Origin of the sequence: Aliiroseovarius conchicola, assembly GCF_041403445.1 — a bacterium.
GTDB lineage: Bacteria > Pseudomonadota > Alphaproteobacteria > Rhodobacterales > Rhodobacteraceae > Aliiroseovarius > Aliiroseovarius conchicola.
This window is the reverse complement of sequence record NZ_JBGEHL010000002.1, coordinates 32,037-48,588: the sequence shown is the minus strand read 5'-3', so window position 1 is coordinate 48,588 and position 16,552 is coordinate 32,037. Positions and strand designations below refer to the sequence as shown.

Genomic DNA, 16,552 nt, shown 5'->3' with positions numbered 1-16,552 from the left:
AAAGTTCTTTTCCATTCTTAAGGCGTGTTCCTCAGCTTGCCTGTTTGAGACTCCTAGATGCTTTTCAGAATTCTTCCGACTAGAGTGTGTTTGCCATATTGTGAGTACGGCAATCGCTGCCAAGAACAATACCCAAAAGGTAATACTGGAAATCACTCGCTCGTACCCTCTGATTCATCCTCTGAGCTTTCAACAATCCGCGCTACTGAGACGACTTCTTCGCCCTTGCCGGTGTTGAACACCTTCACCCCGCCCGCGCTGCGTGACCGGAAGCTGATCCCATCCACAGGGCAGCGGATTGATTGGCCCTTAGAGGTCGCGAGCATGATCTGGTCTTCCCGCTCAATCGGGAAACAGGCTACGATATTGCCGCCCTTCATGGCGCCCACACCTTGCCCGCCACGTCCGCTGACACGGTAGTCATGGCTTGATGTCAGGTTGCCGATACCAGTCTTGTTGATTGTGACAAGCAGGTCGTTGGCCTCAAGCATTTCCTGGTAGCGCTCTTCGGGAAGATCGCCCGAAACTTCGTCGTTGGCATCCTCGTCCGAGGGATCGCTGCCCAATTCTGTGCGGAACCGCTTGATAAAGGCGTTACGCTCATCCGGGGTGGCGTCAAAGTGGCGAATAACCGATGCCGAGATGACTTCGTCGCCTTCATTCACCAGCTTGATCCCACGCACACCTGTTGAGGCGCGCGAGTTGAACACGCGGGCGTCAGTGACCGAGAAGCGGATGGCGCGACCGCCAGACGTGACCAGCATTACATCATCGTTTTCGTCGCAAATGCGCGCGTTGATCAGGCGGGTGCCTTCGTCGTCGCCTTCGAACTTCATCGCGATCTTGCCGTTGCGCATCACATTGGTGAAATCTGACAAGCGGTTACGACGCACCGAGCCTTTTGAGGTTGCAAAGATGATTTGCAGGTCGTCCCAGTCTTTCTCGTCCCGGTCAACGGGCAGGATCGCCGCGATAGAGACGCCGGTTGGGATCGGCAGGATGTTGACGAGTGGTTTGCCTTTGGCGGTGCGTCCGCCTTGCGGCAGTTGCCAGGTCTTCAGTTTGTAGGCCATGCCGTCATCGGTGAAGAACAGCAATTGCGTGTGCGTGTTGGCGACGAAAAGCGTGGTGATCGCGTCTTCATCCTTGGTCTGCATGCCTGACAGGCCCTTGCCACCGCGCTTTTGCGCCCGGAAATCAGCCAGCGGCGTACGTTTGGCCCAGCCAGACGCCGTAATGGTTACCACCATGTCTTCGCGTTCGATCAGGTCTTCGTCGTCCATGTCACCGGACCAGTCGACGATCTCGGTGCGGCGGGGGACGGCGAAGGCTTCTCTTACTTCGGCAAGCTCGCCTGAGATGATCGACATGATCCGCTCACGTGAGCGAAGAATATCCAAGTAATCTCTGATCTTTGCAGCGAGTTCTTGAAGTTCGTCTGTGACCTCTTTCACGCCCATTGCCGTCAGACGTTGCAGGCGCAATTCAAGGATCGCGCGCGCCTGCGTTTCGGACAGGTTATAGGTCCCGTCTTCGTTCATCTTATGGGTCGGATCGTCGATCAGCTGGATGTATTCCGCAATGTCATGGGCCGGCCAGCGACGGTCCATCAGTTTGGCGCGCGCATCGGCTGGATCTGCCGAGGCACGGATCGTCGCAACGACCTCGTCCACATTGGAGACAGCCACTGCCAGACCACACAGCACATGGCTGCGTTCACGTGCTTTGCGCAGCTCATAGGCTGTGCGACGTGTGACAACTTCTTCGCGGAAGTGTAGGAAATAAGTCAGAAAATCCCGCAGTGTCAGTTGTTCAGGGCGACCGCCGTTTAGGGCCAGCATGTTGCACCCAAACGAGGTTTGCATCTGTGTGTGACGGAACAGCTGGTTCAGAACCACCTCGGGTGTCGCGTCGCGTTTCAGCTCGACCACCACACGCACACCGATCCGGTCGCTTTCGTCCTGCACACTGGAAATACCCTCCAGCTTCTTGTCGCGCACACCTTCGGCGATCCGTTCGATCAGGGTCGCTTTGTTCACCTGATATGGGATTTCATCCAACACGATGGCATAACGCTCTTTGCGGATTTCCTCGATCCGCGTCTTGGCGCGCATGATGACGCTGCCTCGACCTTCTAGATACGCCTTACGCGCGCCGGAACGTCCCAGCATGATCCCACCGGTGGGGAAATCAGGGCCCGGAACATATTCCATCAGCTCCTCTGAGCTAAGGTCAGGCTTTTCGATCAGTGCTTGCGTCGCATCAATCACTTCGCCCAGATTGTGCGGCGGAATATTGGTGGCCATACCAACAGCAATACCACCAGCGCCATTGACCAGCATGTTCGGGAAACGTGCGGGCAGGACGGTCGGCTCAAGGTCTTTGCCGTCATAGTTGTCTTGGAAATTGACAGTGTCTTTTTCGATATCGGCCAGCAGAGACGCCGCCGGTTTGTCCATCCGAACTTCGGTATAGCGCATGGCCGCCGGGTTATCACCGTCCATCGAACCAAAGTTACCCTGACCATCCAAAAGGGGTAGGGACATCGAAAAGGGCTGCGCCATCCGCACCAGCGCATCATAGATCGCGCTGTCACCATGCGGGTGGTATTTCCCCATCGTGTCGCCCACAGGCCGGGCCGACTTGCGATAAGGCTTATCGTGACCGTTATTCGTCTCGTACATCGCATAGAGGATGCGCCGGTGGACCGGCTTCAACCCATCGCGCAAATCCGGGATCGCCCGGCTGACGATCACGCTCATCGCATAATCGAGATAGGAGGTCTTCATCTCCTCTTCGATGGTGATCTGGGGGCCGTCATAGACGGGGCGCTCAGGGGGCATTTCGTCCATGTTTTCCGGGGTATCAGGAGTATCTGTCACGTTGTCCGCCGTTTTGGTGCGTTTCACACAATATATAGTTCCAGCGACTATATCATCGGCTTCGCGCAAGGGGCAACCAAAAGCACCAAAACAGCACCCTAAATCGGCGAAAAAACTCGTCTTTTTGCATGGCTTGACCCCTTGGCTTTCCAGCGTAAGTAAAGGAAGATCAGCCAAGCGATTATGAGAGAGCCAAATGTCCAAGCCCCGCAGCATTTTCGAGGACGTCAGCGACGACCAAACCAAACCCCGTAATACTCCCCAAACCGGCGCGATCGAGCGTGGGTCAGGCGGAGGAGGAGCACGCGGCATGGTGCGACTGTGGCTTATGCTGCTGTTTGCTCTGGTCGCGGCGATGGTGATTGTCGGCGGGCTGACACGACTGACGGATTCGGGGCTTTCGATCACCGAATGGGCGCCGATCACCGGAGCCATGCCGCCCATGAATGATGCAGATTGGGCCGTCGAATTCGAGAAATACCAGCAAATCCCCGAGTTCACGCTTCAAAACAAAGGCATGGACCTTGCCGCGTTCAAAAGCATCTATTGGTGGGAATGGGGGCATCGTCAGCTAGGCCGGTTCATCGGTCTGGTTTGGGCGCTTGGGTTCTTTGGCTTCCTGGCAGCCCGTAAAATCCCCAATGGCTGGACCGGACGGCTGTTGCTGCTTGGCGCATTGGGCGGGCTGCAAGGTGCGATCGGGTGGTGGATGGTCTCATCCGGCCTGTCGGGCGAGATGGTGGACGTCGCCTCTTACCGGCTTGCGATCCATCTTGGGCTGGCCTTTATCATTCTGGGCCTCATCACGTGGTATATCCTGATGCTTGGCCGGAAAGAGGCAAGCCTGATGGCCGCGCGGCGAAGCCGTGAGACAAAACTCTTCGGCATGGCGACGGGCCTTATGCATCTGGCTCTGTTGCAAATTCTTTTGGGCGCTCTGGTGGCAGGCATTGATGCAGGGCGTTCCTTCGTCGATTGGCCTTGGATGGCGGATCAGTTTTTCCCACCGGACGCGTTCGAAATCTCGCCTATCTGGCGGAACTTCTTTGAAAACGCAGGTCTGGTGCAGTTTATGCATCGCATGGTGGCCTATCTTTTGATGATCTATGTGCTTGTGGTTTGGCGCGTGTCGCGCAAGTCCGGCAACCAGTTGGTACGTTTTGGCTTTACGCTTGCGGCGATCATGGTATGTGCGCAGGCTTTGCTGGGGATCGTGACGGTTTTGAATGCCTCGCCTTTGGAGTACGCCATCACACACCAGATTGGCGCGTTGCTGACATGGGTTTTGATCCTGAACGCACGTTTCGGCGCGGGTTATCCGGCCGAACAATCCATTCGAAACAACGGGGCATAACATGACCGCTTTTGACGACCTGATGGTCTTTCAACGTGACACACAAGCCTTGGCCGAAATCGCAGGCCGTTTGGGGTGGGATCAGGAAACCGTAATGCCAGAGGCTGCAGGTCCCCAACGCGCCGAGGAAATGGCGGCGATTGAGAAGGTTCTGCATGCCCGTCGGATCGACCCAAAGGTCTCGGACTGGTTAGAGGCGATTGATGCGAAAGAGCTGACGGCCGCCGATGCCGCTCAGATACGAGAGATCAAACGCGCGCAGGCACGTGCGCTGAAGGTGCCGGTGGAATTGTCCACGGCATTGGCTCGCGTGACCTCGGCTGCGCAGGGTAAATGGGCGCAAGCGCGTGCAGCTGACGACTTCCCGGCGTTCAAACCCGTCTTGGAAGAAATCGTTGATCTGCGCCGCGAGGAGGCCAGCGCGCTGGCAGATGGCGGTGATCTGTATGATGCATTGCTGGACGACTATGAACCCGGCGCGTCTGGCGGTGACATTCAGGCGATGTTCGATGCGATGCGCCCCCGGCTGGTGAACCTGCGCGATGCGGCGCTTGGCGCGACGTACCAACCTGAGAACGTGATCGGGACCTATCCGGCCAAAAAGCAGATGAAGCTGTCGGCAAAGCTCGCCCATAAGTTCGGGTATGATTTAAGCCACGGACGGATTGATAAAGCGGTGCATCCGTTCAGTTCGGGATCGGGGCTAGATGTACGCATTACAACACGCACGAGCGCGGCAGACCCGTTCAACTGTTTTTATTCCACGATCCACGAGGTCGGGCATGCGTGCTATGAGCAGAATGTTGATCGCGCCTATTTGCTGACCCCGATTGGGCGCGGGGCTTCGATGGGCGTGCATGAAAGTCAGTCGCGAATCTATGAAAACCAACTGGGCCGCTCGCGCGCCTTTACCGGTTGGCTATATGGACAGATGGAAAGCCGGTTCGGCTATGCGCCTGCCAGCGATGCGGATGCATTTTACGGCACCGTGAACCGGCTGGAGAAGGGCTATATCCGAACCGAAGCCGACGAAGTCCAATACAACCTTCACATCATGCTGCGTTTTGACCTTGAGCGCCGTTTGATTGCCGGACAGCTGGATGTGGCTGATCTGGAAGAGGCCTGGAACACGCGGTTTGCGGCAGATTTCGGATATGAAGTCGACCGCGCCTCGAACGGTGTGCTTCAGGATGTGCATTGGGCCGTGGGTCTGTTTGGGTATTTCCCAACCTACAGCCTGGGCAACGTCTATGCAGGCTGCCTGCATGACGCTTTGCGGGCTGACATGCCGGAACTGGATGACAAGTTGGGGCAGGGAAAGGCGACCTATGCAACGGCTTGGCTCGGCAAGAATGTTCAGCAACATGGGGCGTTGTTTGAACCGGGCGAGGTTATTGAGCGTGCGACTGGCAGGCCTGTCTCAGTCGAACCGTTGCTGGCTTATCTGGAAGCAAAGTTTGCTGAGATTTACCGGTTGTAGTTTGATGATTTGAACAGTGTTTCACCGACTGATACGAAGGTATTGGAGCTAAACATCAATGTCTGCAATGCGGGACGAAGCAGTCACGCGTTGCTCGTACGTGAATGTCTGCTAAGTTCGGCCTGATTCAGAGGCACAGAGCAGTATTCAATTGGACCATCAAGAATTCAACGGTTTGTTTGATGAGGAATTCGCACATCCGCTGATGGAGAAGGGTTTCGTTTTTGTCAGAAAAACCAAATCGCTCCGATACCAGAGTGGCACGCGTGATCTTTGGATAAAGCGAATTGGTGGAAAGTGGCCACACCCTGGTGTGGCCAGGACTGTTATTTGTTTTCGCCACTGTTTTCTGAGGCCAGTGAGCAGCGACGATCCAGACAGCGCGAAACTTATCGTAAATGATTTCCCAAGAAAACTAACGTTTGAGGATTTTGATAGCTGGCTTAAGCCAAGACTTAAGTATCGTCCTGAAAACTCCGGTCGTTGGCCGACCAGCGACTTCGCCTACGGGGATCAGAATCCGAAAGCCGTCAGAAAACGTCTTCGAAAAATGAGAGATTTGGCCGAAACGAGGGTCCTGCCTTGGGTGAATTCAATAGCAGAAGACAGCGAGCTATCCCAGATCATCAAATATGGAGAACATGCTTGGTGCGAGAAACGTTGGATCGACGACTATAAATCCTTCTCTGCAGAAAATACTGCTTAGCGGACTTTCGTGCGTCTTGCAGCATCCGTTACTATGGGCTCGAACGAGACACTCGACGAACAAAGTTCCTTTGCAATATGCTCCAAGTAAGGAGGAACCCTAAATGGCAAAAGTAACCGGCATCGGCGGCGTGTTTATTAAATCCAACGGCACTGGTGCAGATCTATCCAAGTGGTACAGCGACCATCTCGGGATAGCCTTGGAGGATTTCGGGGGTGCTGTTCTGAATTGGCAGGATGATACTGCTAACGATGGCGGCCTGACGGTCTGGACCACCGCGGATCACAACAGTGAATGGTTCGCGCCGAGCGCCTCGAGCTTCATGATCAATTATCGCGTTGATGATCTGGAGGGGCTGCTGGCGCAACTAAGAACAGCGGGGGTCGAGATCGTCGCCGGGCCAGAGCGTCATGAAAACGGTGACTTCGCTTGGATCATGGACCCTGAAGGTAACAAGATTGAACTTTGGGAGCCTTGCGCTTGGGATGACAACCGTGTCAGCAAAGACTAGGCCCGAGGCCTAGCCCCGCTTCTTCACAAGCTGCTTCAACATCGCCCGGCCACGCGCCTCGGCGCGGCGGATACGAACGGCGGTCATAAAGGCCTCTTCCAGCGTGGTGGAGGAGGCCCCGATGGTTTTCTTAATCTCTTCCACCAAATCTTCGTTGCCGGTCTGCTCAACAGCTGCGAGCACCTCGATCGCCAAAGCGTCAGATACTTTCTCAAGAAGATCCATCGTCGCCTCGCTTAACGGGTGGTTTCGGTCAGGCGGCGGCGCACGTATTCATCCACGTGGTTGATCATTGTATCCATGTGATCGTCTTCAAAGAAGTGACCGGAGCCGTTGATCTCGGTATGGGTGATGGTGATGCCCTTTTGCTCGTGCAGCTTGTTGACCAAAGCATGCGTGTCAGCCGGGGGCGCCACGCGGTCGGCCGTACCATTGATGATCAGACCAGAGCTGGGGCAGGGCGCCAGAAAGCTGAAATCATACATATTGGCGGGCGGACTAACCGAGATGAAGCCCGTGATTTCCGGACGACGCATCAAAAGCTGCATGCCGATCCATGCGCCAAAGCTGAAGCCTGCGACCCAGCAATGTTTGGCGTTTTGGTTCATCGACTGAAGGTAATCCAAGGCCGAGGCCGCATCAGACAATTCACCCACGCCCTGATCATACTCGCCCTGGCTGCGCCCAACTCCGCGGAAGTTAAACCGCAATACGTTGAAACCCATGTTATGGAACGCGTAGTGCAGGTTATAGACCACCTTGTTGTTCATCGTGCCGCCAAATTGCGGATGGGGATGAAGGATGATCGCGATGGGGGCGTCTTTTTCCTTTTGGGCGTGATAGCGGCCTTCAAGACGGCCTTCGGGGCCGGGAAAAATAACTTCGGGCATTCGGTCGTGGCCTCTTTTTTCGGGTTAGATCCTGCGCGGCGCTGTCACTGCCAGCTTTCTTGACGCGTCTGGACCCGCACCATAATACGGGGGTGGTCAAATGACGGGCCCTTACACTCGTCCTTACCAGTCTTAAGTGACCTAGTGGGCATCGTCCAAAAGGTCAATGTTTTTGCAAAGGAGAGCACCATGAAGCTGTCAACCAAAGGTCGCTATGCAATGGTGGCGCTGTCCGATCTGGCGTTGCAGGACCATGATGCGCTCTTGTCGCTGACCGAGTTGGCCAAACGGCAAGACATCTCTTTGCCATATCTGGAGCAGCTTTTCGTTAAACTGCGCCGTGCCGGGCTGGTGGACAGCGTTCGCGGGCCGGGTGGTGGATACAAATTGGCGCGAGCGGCATCAGATATTCGGGTCTCTGAAGTGTTGGAAGCGGTCGACGAGACGGTATCCGCCATGCACAAAGGCGCAGGGGCGTCTGGGGCAAGCTCCGGATCGAAGGCTCAGTCGATGACCAACCGATTGTGGGAAGGCTTATCAGCGCATGTTTATGTGTTCCTGCACCAAACACGGCTGTCTGATGTGGTGAAGAACGAGCTGACCCCTTGCCCTGCCGTACCGACGCTTTTCTCGGTGGTTGATGAGGAATGAGCGGCTTTGCCGCTGCCTCCGGCGGGGATATTTTCAGAAAGAAAATGAAAGAGTGGTCCGGTGAGCCGAGTATATCTTGATTGGAATGCCACAACGCCGCTTCGTCCTGAGGCGAAGGCGGCCATGGTTGAGGCCATGGACGTGGTTGGCAATCCGTCTTCCGTACATGCCGAGGGGCGTGCCGCCAAGGGATTGATGGAGCGGGCCCGCAAGGACTTGGCAGCGGCATTGGGCGCAGAGGGCGCAGACATAATTTTTACATCGTCTGCGACAGAAGCGGCCGCGTTGGCGTTGCCGGGCAAGGGTATCACCTGTTCTGGCATCGAACATGACGCAATCCGTAGTTGGTGTGACGAGGTGCTTGGTTCGGAAATCAACGGCGCAGTTTCGGTGGTTGATCCAACCAATAGCGCGTTGCAAGTTGCCAATTCCGAGACGGGGGTCATTCAAGACCTCCCGGATGGACTGTTCTTAACGGATGCGACGCAGGCCTTTGGCAAAATTCCTTTTGCGTTTAATTGGTGCGGGGCGGGGATGGCCATCGTCTCGGCCCACAAATTGGGTGGTCCCAAGGGCATAGGAGCGCTGGTCGTCAAGCGTGGCACGGATATTGAGGCGCGGATCAAGGGCGGCGGTCAAGAGATGGGGCGGCGATCCGGCACCGAGAATGTCGTCGGCATCGCTGGCTTTGCTGCTGCGGCGAAGGCGGCGCAACGCGATCTGGAAGCGGGGACATGGGCACGGGTTGAGAAACTTAGAAAGATTCTAGAAAACACCATTGCGGAATCGGCAAATAAGACTATTTTTGTAGGGATTGATGCGAACAGGCTTCCCAACACCTCGTGTTTCATCACCCCCGGGTGGAAAGGCGAGACGCAGGTGATGGTGATGGATCTGGCAGGTTTTGCGGTTTCCGCAGGCTCGGCATGTTCATCGGGGAAGGTAAAAACCAGCGCCGCGCTTGAGGCGATGGGATTTGACCGGGACCACGCGGGATGCGCATTGCGCGTGTCACTTGGGCCGACGACGAGTGAGGAAGAGGTGCGTGCTTTTGCGAAGGCATGGACCCAGGAATACGAGAAATTCCGAGCGCGGGGCCGATAAGGTCTGCTCGGGTGAAAGGACAACATGGCCGGTGTGGATGAGCTAATCGCCAAAGAAGGCGTAGAAGAGGAAACCGTTGAGGCGGTGAAATCGCTTGCTGGAACGTATAAATACGGCTGGGAGACCGAGATCGAGATGGAATACGCCCCAAAAGGGCTGACCACTGATATCGTGCGACTGATTTCTGAAAAGAACGAAGAACCGGAGTGGATGACCGAATGGCGTCTGGAAGCATTTGCCCGTTGGCAGAAGCTTAAGGAACCCGAATGGGCCATGCTGGAATACCCCGAGATCGACTTTCAGGACCAGTATTATTATGCCCGTCCGAAATCCATGGAAGAAAAGCCAAAATCGCTGGATGATGTTGATCCCAAGCTGTTGGAAACATATCAGAAACTCGGCATTCCGCTGAAAGAACAGATGATCCTTGCGGGTGTTGAAGGTGCCGAGGATGCACCTGCTGAAGGCCGCAAAGTGGCCGTGGATGCTGTGTTTGACTCTGTGTCTGTTGGTACGACGTTCCAGGCCGAGTTGAAGAAAGCCGGTGTGATTTTCTGCTCGATTTCCGAAGCGATCCGCGAACATCCAGAGCTTGTGAAAAAGTATCTCGGCTCGGTCGTTCCTGTGTCTGACAACTATTATGCGACGCTGAATTCGGCCGTGTTCTCGGACGGGTCGTTCGTTTACATCCCACCGAACACGCGGTGCCCTATGGAGCTGTCGACTTATTTCCGCATCAATGCAGAGAACACCGGACAGTTTGAACGCACTTTGATCATTGCCGATAAAGGCAGCTATGTCAGCTACTTGGAGGGCTGTACTGCGCCACAACGCGACACCGCTCAGCTGCACGCGGCGGTTGTTGAGATCATTATCGAAGAAGACGCAGAAGTGAAATACTCCACCGTTCAGAACTGGTTCCCGGGTGACGAGAACGGCAAAGGCGGCATTTACAACTTCGTAACCAAACGCGCCGATTGCCGAGGCGATCGGTCGAAGGTGATGTGGACGCAAGTGGAGACCGGTTCTGCCGTCACTTGGAAATACCCGTCTTGTATCCTGCGCGGTGCTGAAAGCCAGGGCGAGTTCTATTCCATCGCGATCACCAACAACTATCAGCAGGCCGATACGGGCACGAAGATGGTGCATTTGGGACGCGATACCAAGTCTCGGATCGTCTCAAAAGGGATCAGCGCCGGTAAAGCGCAGAACACCTATCGTGGTCTTGTGTCAATGCACCCGAAAGCCAAGAACTCGCGCAACTATACGCAGTGCGACAGTCTGCTGATCGGCGATCAATGCGGGGCGCATACCGTTCCGTATATCGAAGTTAAGAACAACTCGTCCCGGGTTGAGCACGAGGCGACAACATCCAAGGTGGACGAGGAACAAATGTTCTATTGTCGTCAGCGCGGGATGGACGAAGAAGAGGCTGTGGCCTTGATCGTTAACGGGTTTGCCAAGGAAGTGCTGCAAGCGCTACCGATGGAATTTGCTATGGAAGCTCAACAACTTGTGGCGATCTCGCTTGAGGGGTCGGTGGGGTGATCTTGTCACAAAGGCCTATTTCCGAAACGTATCCCGATTGTTTTACCGTGACGAACTCGCTCCTGGGTGGTACGCTTAAGCCTACTCAAAAGGATATTTCAAGAGGCGGCAGTAGTGAGCAACGGAGTTCAAAAACAAAGTTTCGAAGATCGATTGGCGAAAATTGGCGCGGAGCGGGCGAGCCAGAGTACAAAGAGAAAAAAAGCAAGCGTCTGGTCAAACAATTTGGCCTATCCAGCAACCGTATTGGGCGCTTTTCTCCTTGGGCTCACCGCCGTTTTTGTATCGAGGTACATACGTTTTCATATCGGGATGGGAGGTCTCGCGGGGGACGACGCCGATATGATGATGTTAGTCGATGGCGGAATGGGAGTTGCTGTCGGAATCGCTTTGAAGCAGCTGTTCCATATGGAAGGAAAGGAATTCCAATCGGCACAGGCCGTCGGGGTGTTTGCCATGATATGTGTGATGCACAATTTTGTGCATTGGGCACCAACGTTGTTCGATCGGATTTTTTCACCTCAATGGACGGCGATGGTCATAACATCGACAGACCCAAATTCAATTTTGTTAGCGGGTACGTCGTTTGTATTGGACACAGAAACCGAACATCGAGGTGCCGCCGATGCGAGTTCCACCGGCTGGAACGAGCCGGATGGTGGAAGCGGCGAGGCGACGACACAAGTCAGGACCAGAGTAAATCAACTCCCACAGGTTCAACAACCGTAGCGGCCGAGCCGGTGACCGTAGTAACGGTCCTATCCGACGACGCTCGCTTTCAGATCTCAAAATTTCACAATACTTCACACATCGCCGCGCTGTATGCAGGCGCATGCATGAGTACTGCGCATTTGAAGAGCGTGGACCTTGACTATGAAGTGATAAACAACATGTTGATGGTGTCGGCCTCGGGCACGGCTGTCACTGTTTCGTAAGGACGATATAATGCTTAAAATCAACAATCTACACGTCAAACTTGAAGAAGAAGATAAGCGTATCCTCAAAGGTGTTGACCTTGAAGTGCCCGCTGGCTCGGTTCATGCGATCATGGGCCCGAACGGATCGGGTAAGTCGACGTTGTCATACGTTTTGTCGGGCCGCGATGGGTATGAAGTCACCGAAGGTGACGCCAGTCTGGATGGTGAAGAGCTGTTGGATATGGAACCGGAAGAGCGCGCGGCGGCTGGTCTGTTTTTGGCGTTCCAATATCCGGTGGAAATTCCCGGCGTGGGCAACATGACGTTCCTGCGCACGGCCGTGAACGCACAGCGCAAGGCACGTGGCGAGGATGAAATGTCAGCCGCAGACTTCCTGAAGTTCATTCGCGCCAAGGCGAAAGAGCTGAAAATCGACGCCGACATGCTGAAACGCCCGGTTAATGTCGGTTTCTCAGGCGGCGAGAAAAAGCGTAATGAAATCCTGCAGATGGCCATGTTAGAGCCTAAGATGTGCATCTTGGACGAGACAGATTCTGGTCTGGATGTGGATGCGATGAAGTTGGTGTCCGAAGGTGTTAATGCGCTACGCGATGAAGGGCGTGCCTTCCTTGTGATTACCCATTACCAGCGCTTGCTTGACCATATTAAACCTGACGTGGTGCACATCATGGCGGCTGGTCGCATCGTGAAATCCGGCGGGCCGGAGCTGGCTCTTGAGGTTGAGAACAACGGATATGCCGACATCTTGGCCGAGATGGAGGTCGAGGCATGACGGCTCAACCTCAACATGCAGACGCACAAATCAGTGCCGATAATCGCCCGGGATCGGGTGCGTGGGCGTCCGATGCGCGCTCGGACGCAGCGGGACGGTTGGCACAAATGGGGCTGCCAACACGTCGCGACGAGTATTGGAAATGGACACGGCCAGACAGCTTAACGTCGGCCACGCCCGAAACGGCGGAAGTCTTTGACTACGAAGGTGAACCGCCCGTCTTTCACGATATCGACCGATTGAAAATCGTCTTTGTTGACGGTGTGTTCGATGCGGATGCGTCCGACGAATTGGACGGCGAAGGGATTGAAATCGAACGCCTTTCTGAGGCGGCGGGGAAAGATATTCACTGGGCCAGAGACTTGTACGGTGTGCTTGAGACGCGTGGTCAAACACCAGTTGCCCGCCCTTTAGCAGCCTTCAACACGGCGATGGCGACTGATGGTGTCGTGATCCGCGTGACGGGCAAAGTCGATCGCCCGGTCAACTTGATCTATCGCCATGAGGACGCGCAATCAGATGTGGTTCTTCACAATGTCGTCCGCGTCGAAGAAGGTACAAAGCTGACAATGCTGGAAAACGGTGCAGCTGCAGCGCGGTTCTCTAAGGTTACCGAAGTGGATGTTGCTGACGGGGCAGAGTTTCACCACGTCCGCGCGCAAGGTCGCGACCACGAACGCCAAGCGGTCACGCATCTTTTCGCACGCTTGGGTGCTGGCTCGGCATTTAAAAGCTTCACCATGACGGTGAACGGCAAGCTAACGCGCAACGAATGTGTGATTGAGTTCCTGGGCGATGAGGCCGTCGCGCACGTGGCTGGAGCTGCGCTTGGTGACGGCGCAGATGGTGACTTTCTGCACGACGATACCGTGTTCATCACCCATGATGCTGTTGCCTGTGAAAGCCGGCAGGTTTTCAAAAAAGTGCTGAAAAACGGCGCAAAAGGCGTGTTTCAGGGAAAAATTCTGGTCAAACAGGGTGCCCAGAAGACTGATGGCTATCAAAAGTCTCAGTCATTACTGCTGGATGATGACGCGAGCTTTCAAGCCAAACCAGAGCTTGAGATCTATGCCGACGATGTCATTTGTTCGCATGGCTCAACGACCGGCGCTATCGATGAAGAGGCGCTGTTCTACCTGCGCTCGCGCGGCGTACCTGCGCATATTGCCACCGACCTTTTGGTTTTGGCCTTCCTTGCCGACGCAATCGAAGAGATCGAGGACGAGACCATCGCAGCCGAGATTAATGACCGTCTGGATGCGTGGCTTGCGCGCCACCGCACCTGATTAGGACGGGCGTATGTCGGTGGTCGAGGATGTCCTGCGAAGTTATCGCACACCCCGGTCGGTGTTTCGGCATCGGTTGGGGGATGGCGTACGCGAGGATCGCGCGCTTGCGGTCCTAATGGGTGCGTGCCTGCTGGTTTTTGCCGCCCAACTGCCTCGGCTCGCACGCCTTGCCCATGACACTGGCGATGATTTGAACATGCTTTTGGGCGGGACCCTGCTTGCATGGATCTTTATCATGCCGCTGGTCCTTTACCTGATTGGAACACTCAGCCACATCGTGTTGAAGCTTTTTGGCGGCAAGGGAACCGCCTATGGCGCACGCTTTGCGCTGTTTTGGGCGCTTCTTTGTGCGACACCGCTTTGGCTTTTGTGGGGGCTTGTTGCAGGTTTCATTGGGGACGGAATACAATTGGCCTTGACCGGCGCATTGGCCCTGTTGGCATTTCTGATGTTCTGGTCCATCAATCTGCGTGAAGCAGAACGCGGAACAAAGGGCTAGGTTATGCGGATGGAACCAGGATACCTGCTCGGAATGGCGCTCCAAACAGTGCCGCAACCCCGTAAAATCGCACGCGATTTGTTTGATCTGGGGCTGTCACGGCAAACACTCTGGACCGCATTACTGTTGGTCGTCGTCCTAAATGCCTCTCTCGGTGTTATTGCCGGTATGTTGATGCCGCTTGATGCAAAGCAAGTTGGATCCATTCTGGCCAACCCGGTCATGCTGGGCATGGTCGAAGCCGTCTTTATGTTTGGCCTGTCTTGGGGCATCTACCTGATTGGTCGCATGTTCGGCGGGCAGGGCGGTCTTTCAGATGCGATCCTTACCGTCGTCTGGATGGAGTTCATCTTTCTGATAATCCAGGCGGTGACGCTTGTGCTCACGCTGTTTGCGCCGGGTCTTGCCGCAATTGCGATGGTCACGTCGGTCTTCTTGTTTTTTTGGATTCTCAGCCACTTCACCACGGAAAGTCACGGGTTCAACTCGGTGGGTTTGGTATTCACCGCGATTGTTGGATTTTTGATTCTGACGATTTTTGCGATGTCTTTCATTTTGGTTTTGTTGGGCGTCGAACCTGTCACCATCCCCGTCACACCGCCCGCAAATTGATCGGAGCCTTCTATGTTTGACATCAACAAGGTCCGCGCGGATTTCCCGATCCTTACGCGAGAGGTCAACGGCCAACCGCTCACCTATCTCGATAACGGTGCCTCGGCCCAAAAACCCCAAGTGGTGATTGACGCTGTCACGCGCGCCTATGCCGAAGAATACTCGAACGTCCATCGTGGCCTCCACTACTTGTCCAATCTTGCGACCGAGAAATACGAGGCCGTTCGAGGCAAAGTCGCGCTGTTCCTGAACGCGGCCTCCGAAAACGAGATCATCTTCAATTCCGGCACCACAGAGGGCATCAATCTGGTGTCTTATAGCTGGGCCGCACCGCGCCTGAAGGCAGGGGACGAGATCATTCTTTCAACCATGGAGCATCACGCCAATATAGTTCCATGGCATTTCCTGCGCGAACGTCAGGGGGTGGTATTGAAATGGGTCGACCCGGAACCAGATGGAGCGCTTGATCCGCAGAAGGTGCTGGATGCGATTACGGATCGCACCAAGCTGATTGCAATCACTCAGTGTTCAAATGTCCTTGGTACGATCGTTGATGTAAAAACGATCTGCACAGGTGCGCGCGACCGGGGTGTGGCCGTGTTGGTTGACGGCTCACAAAGCGCGGTCCATATGCCCGTTGATGTGCAGGATATCGGCTGCGATTTTTTCGCCATCACAGGCCACAAACTCTACGGTCCATCTGGGTCGGGCGCGATTTATATCCGTGCCGATCGCCAAGCCGAAATGATCCCGTTCATGGGCGGTGGCGACATGATTAACGAAGTCACAAAAGATGTCGTGACCTATGCAAACCCACCGCTGAAGTTCGAGGCCGGAACACCCGGCATCGTCCAGACCATCGGATTAGGCGCGGCCTTGGACTACATGATGTCGTTGGGTATGCAGAATATCGCGGACCATGAGGCCGAGATTGCAACATACGCCGCTGAGCGCTTCGCTGGCTTGAACTGGGTCAACCTGCAAGGCACGACCAAAGGCAAAGCCGCGATCTTCTCACTCACTATGGAGGGCGCGGCGCACGCCCACGACATCTCGACCATATTGGACAAAAAAGGCATCGCGGTGCGGGCAGGGCACCACTGCGCCAAACCCCTCATGGAACATCTGGGCGTCGCGGCCACAGCCCGCGCCTCGTTCGGTCTGTACAATACGAAGGACGAAGTTGATCGACTGGTTGACGGGTTGGAGCTATGCCACAGGCTATTGGCTTAATCCCAACCTCTATTTTCTTTCAAGAAATATTCCGGGGTGAGCGCGCATCGCGCGCGAGGGGCTGGCCCCTTGCGATGCGACAA

Annotated in this window: 16 protein-coding genes; 13 read left to right on the top strand and 3 right to left on the bottom strand. The window is 55.2% G+C overall.

What is annotated here, in order from left to right; all coding sequences use genetic code 11:
* Positions 1-152: 152 nt before the first annotated feature.
* The gene (gyrA, locus tag V6N04_RS03185; protein WP_371168685.1) at positions 153-2,882 is read right to left on the bottom strand and encodes a DNA gyrase subunit A; all 2,730 of its coding nucleotides are present in this window, start codon (positions 2,880-2,882) and stop codon (positions 153-155) included.
* 196 nt (positions 2,883-3,078) lie between these two features.
* On the opposite strand from gyrA, the gene ctaA reads away from it, so the two are divergent.
* The 4 genes from ctaA (at position 3,079) to V6N04_RS03165 (ending at position 6,933) form a co-directional block, all read left to right on the top strand.
* Positions 3,079-4,236 carry a heme A synthase gene (gene ctaA / locus V6N04_RS03180; RefSeq protein WP_371168684.1) on the top strand — a complete coding sequence of 386 codons (1,158 nt, stop codon included), beginning with the start codon at positions 3,079-3,081 and terminating at the stop codon, positions 4,234-4,236.
* Between the two features lies 1 nt (position 4,237).
* Complete coding sequence (locus tag V6N04_RS03175) at positions 4,238-5,716, top strand: carboxypeptidase M32 (protein ID WP_371168683.1); 1,479 nt, start codon at positions 4,238-4,240, stop codon at positions 5,714-5,716.
* Positions 5,717-5,867: 151 nt separating this feature from the next.
* Positions 5,868-6,422, top strand: coding sequence for a hypothetical protein (locus V6N04_RS03170; protein ID WP_371168682.1), 555 nt, complete (start codon positions 5,868-5,870; stop codon positions 6,420-6,422).
* A gap of 103 nt (positions 6,423-6,525) precedes the next feature.
* A complete protein-coding gene (locus V6N04_RS03165) occupies positions 6,526-6,933 on the top strand; it encodes a VOC family protein (protein WP_371168681.1) in 408 nt (135 codons plus the stop codon).
* Between the two features lie 9 nt (positions 6,934-6,942).
* On the opposite strand, the gene V6N04_RS03160 is transcribed toward V6N04_RS03165, so the two are convergent.
* Together V6N04_RS03160 and V6N04_RS03155 are read right to left on the bottom strand one after the other, a co-directional pair.
* Positions 6,943-7,158 (bottom strand): hypothetical protein, encoded by a 216-nt coding sequence (locus V6N04_RS03160; RefSeq protein WP_371168680.1) that lies wholly within the window; start codon positions 7,156-7,158, stop codon positions 6,943-6,945.
* Positions 7,159-7,169: 11 nt separating this feature from the next.
* Positions 7,170-7,823 (bottom strand): alpha/beta hydrolase, encoded by a 654-nt coding sequence (locus tag V6N04_RS03155; RefSeq protein WP_371168679.1) that lies wholly within the window; start codon positions 7,821-7,823, stop codon positions 7,170-7,172.
* Between the two features lie 189 nt (positions 7,824-8,012).
* Here V6N04_RS03155 and iscR point away from each other — a divergent pair, with 189 nt between their 5' ends.
* The 9 genes from iscR (at position 8,013) to V6N04_RS03110 (ending at position 16,469) form a co-directional block, all read left to right on the top strand.
* Positions 8,013-8,474 carry a Fe-S cluster assembly transcriptional regulator IscR gene (iscR, locus tag V6N04_RS03150; RefSeq protein ID WP_371168678.1) on the top strand — a complete coding sequence of 154 codons (462 nt, stop codon included), beginning with the start codon at positions 8,013-8,015 and terminating at the stop codon, positions 8,472-8,474.
* 60 nt (positions 8,475-8,534) lie between these two features.
* Complete coding sequence (locus tag V6N04_RS03145) at positions 8,535-9,578, top strand: cysteine desulfurase family protein (protein WP_371168677.1); 1,044 nt, start codon at positions 8,535-8,537, stop codon at positions 9,576-9,578.
* 24 nt (positions 9,579-9,602) lie between these two features.
* On the top strand, positions 9,603-11,126 hold the full coding sequence (gene sufB, locus V6N04_RS03140) for a Fe-S cluster assembly protein SufB (protein ID WP_371168676.1): 1,524 nt from the start codon (positions 9,603-9,605) through the stop codon (positions 11,124-11,126).
* A 114-nt stretch (positions 11,127-11,240) separates the two neighbouring features.
* Positions 11,241-11,855: a hypothetical protein gene (locus V6N04_RS03135; protein ID WP_371168675.1), complete on the top strand. Its 615-nt coding sequence runs from the start codon at positions 11,241-11,243 to the stop codon at positions 11,853-11,855.
* 216 nt (positions 11,856-12,071) lie between these two features.
* A complete protein-coding gene (gene sufC / locus V6N04_RS03130) occupies positions 12,072-12,836 on the top strand; it encodes a Fe-S cluster assembly ATPase SufC (protein ID WP_371168674.1) in 765 nt (254 codons plus the stop codon).
* Positions 12,833-14,122 (top strand): Fe-S cluster assembly protein SufD, encoded by a 1,290-nt coding sequence (gene sufD, locus V6N04_RS03125; protein WP_371168673.1) that lies wholly within the window; start codon positions 12,833-12,835, stop codon positions 14,120-14,122. The genes sufC and sufD overlap by 4 nt, the downstream gene beginning before the upstream one ends.
* A 13-nt stretch (positions 14,123-14,135) precedes the next feature.
* Positions 14,136-14,624: a YIP1 family protein gene (locus V6N04_RS03120; RefSeq protein WP_371168672.1), complete on the top strand. Its 489-nt coding sequence runs from the start codon at positions 14,136-14,138 to the stop codon at positions 14,622-14,624.
* Positions 14,625-14,627: 3 nt separating this feature from the next.
* Positions 14,628-15,236 (top strand): YIP1 family protein, encoded by a 609-nt coding sequence (locus tag V6N04_RS03115; RefSeq protein WP_371168671.1) that lies wholly within the window; start codon positions 14,628-14,630, stop codon positions 15,234-15,236.
* A 12-nt stretch (positions 15,237-15,248) separates the two neighbouring features.
* The gene (locus V6N04_RS03110; protein WP_371168670.1) at positions 15,249-16,469 is read left to right on the top strand and encodes a cysteine desulfurase; all 1,221 of its coding nucleotides are present in this window, start codon (positions 15,249-15,251) and stop codon (positions 16,467-16,469) included.
* The last annotated feature ends 83 nt before the right edge of the window (positions 16,470-16,552 follow it).

Bases quoted from the DNA above. Each gene is read 5' to 3' on its own strand.
- ctaA (WP_371168684.1), top strand. From the start codon at position 3,079: ATGTCCAAGCCCCGCAGCATTTTCGAGGACGTCAGCGACGACCAAACC.
- V6N04_RS03175 (WP_371168683.1), top strand. From the start codon at position 4,238: ATGACCGCTTTTGACGACCTGATGGTCTTTCAACGTGACACACAAGCC.
- V6N04_RS03165 (WP_371168681.1), top strand. From the start codon at position 6,526: ATGGCAAAAGTAACCGGCATCGGCGGCGTGTTTATTAAATCCAACGGC.
- V6N04_RS03160 (WP_371168680.1), bottom strand. From the start codon at position 7,158: ATGGATCTTCTTGAGAAAGTATCTGACGCTTTGGCGATCGAGGTGCTC.
- V6N04_RS03155 (WP_371168679.1), bottom strand. From the start codon at position 7,823: ATGCCCGAAGTTATTTTTCCCGGCCCCGAAGGCCGTCTTGAAGGCCGC.
- iscR (WP_371168678.1), top strand. From the start codon at position 8,013: ATGAAGCTGTCAACCAAAGGTCGCTATGCAATGGTGGCGCTGTCCGAT.
- sufB (WP_371168676.1), top strand. From the start codon at position 9,603: ATGGCCGGTGTGGATGAGCTAATCGCCAAAGAAGGCGTAGAAGAGGAA.
- sufC (WP_371168674.1), top strand. From the start codon at position 12,072: ATGCTTAAAATCAACAATCTACACGTCAAACTTGAAGAAGAAGATAAG.
- sufD (WP_371168673.1), top strand. From the start codon at position 12,833: ATGACGGCTCAACCTCAACATGCAGACGCACAAATCAGTGCCGATAAT.
- V6N04_RS03120 (WP_371168672.1), top strand. From the start codon at position 14,136: ATGTCGGTGGTCGAGGATGTCCTGCGAAGTTATCGCACACCCCGGTCG.
- V6N04_RS03115 (WP_371168671.1), top strand. From the start codon at position 14,628: ATGCGGATGGAACCAGGATACCTGCTCGGAATGGCGCTCCAAACAGTG.
- V6N04_RS03110 (WP_371168670.1), top strand. From the start codon at position 15,249: ATGTTTGACATCAACAAGGTCCGCGCGGATTTCCCGATCCTTACGCGA.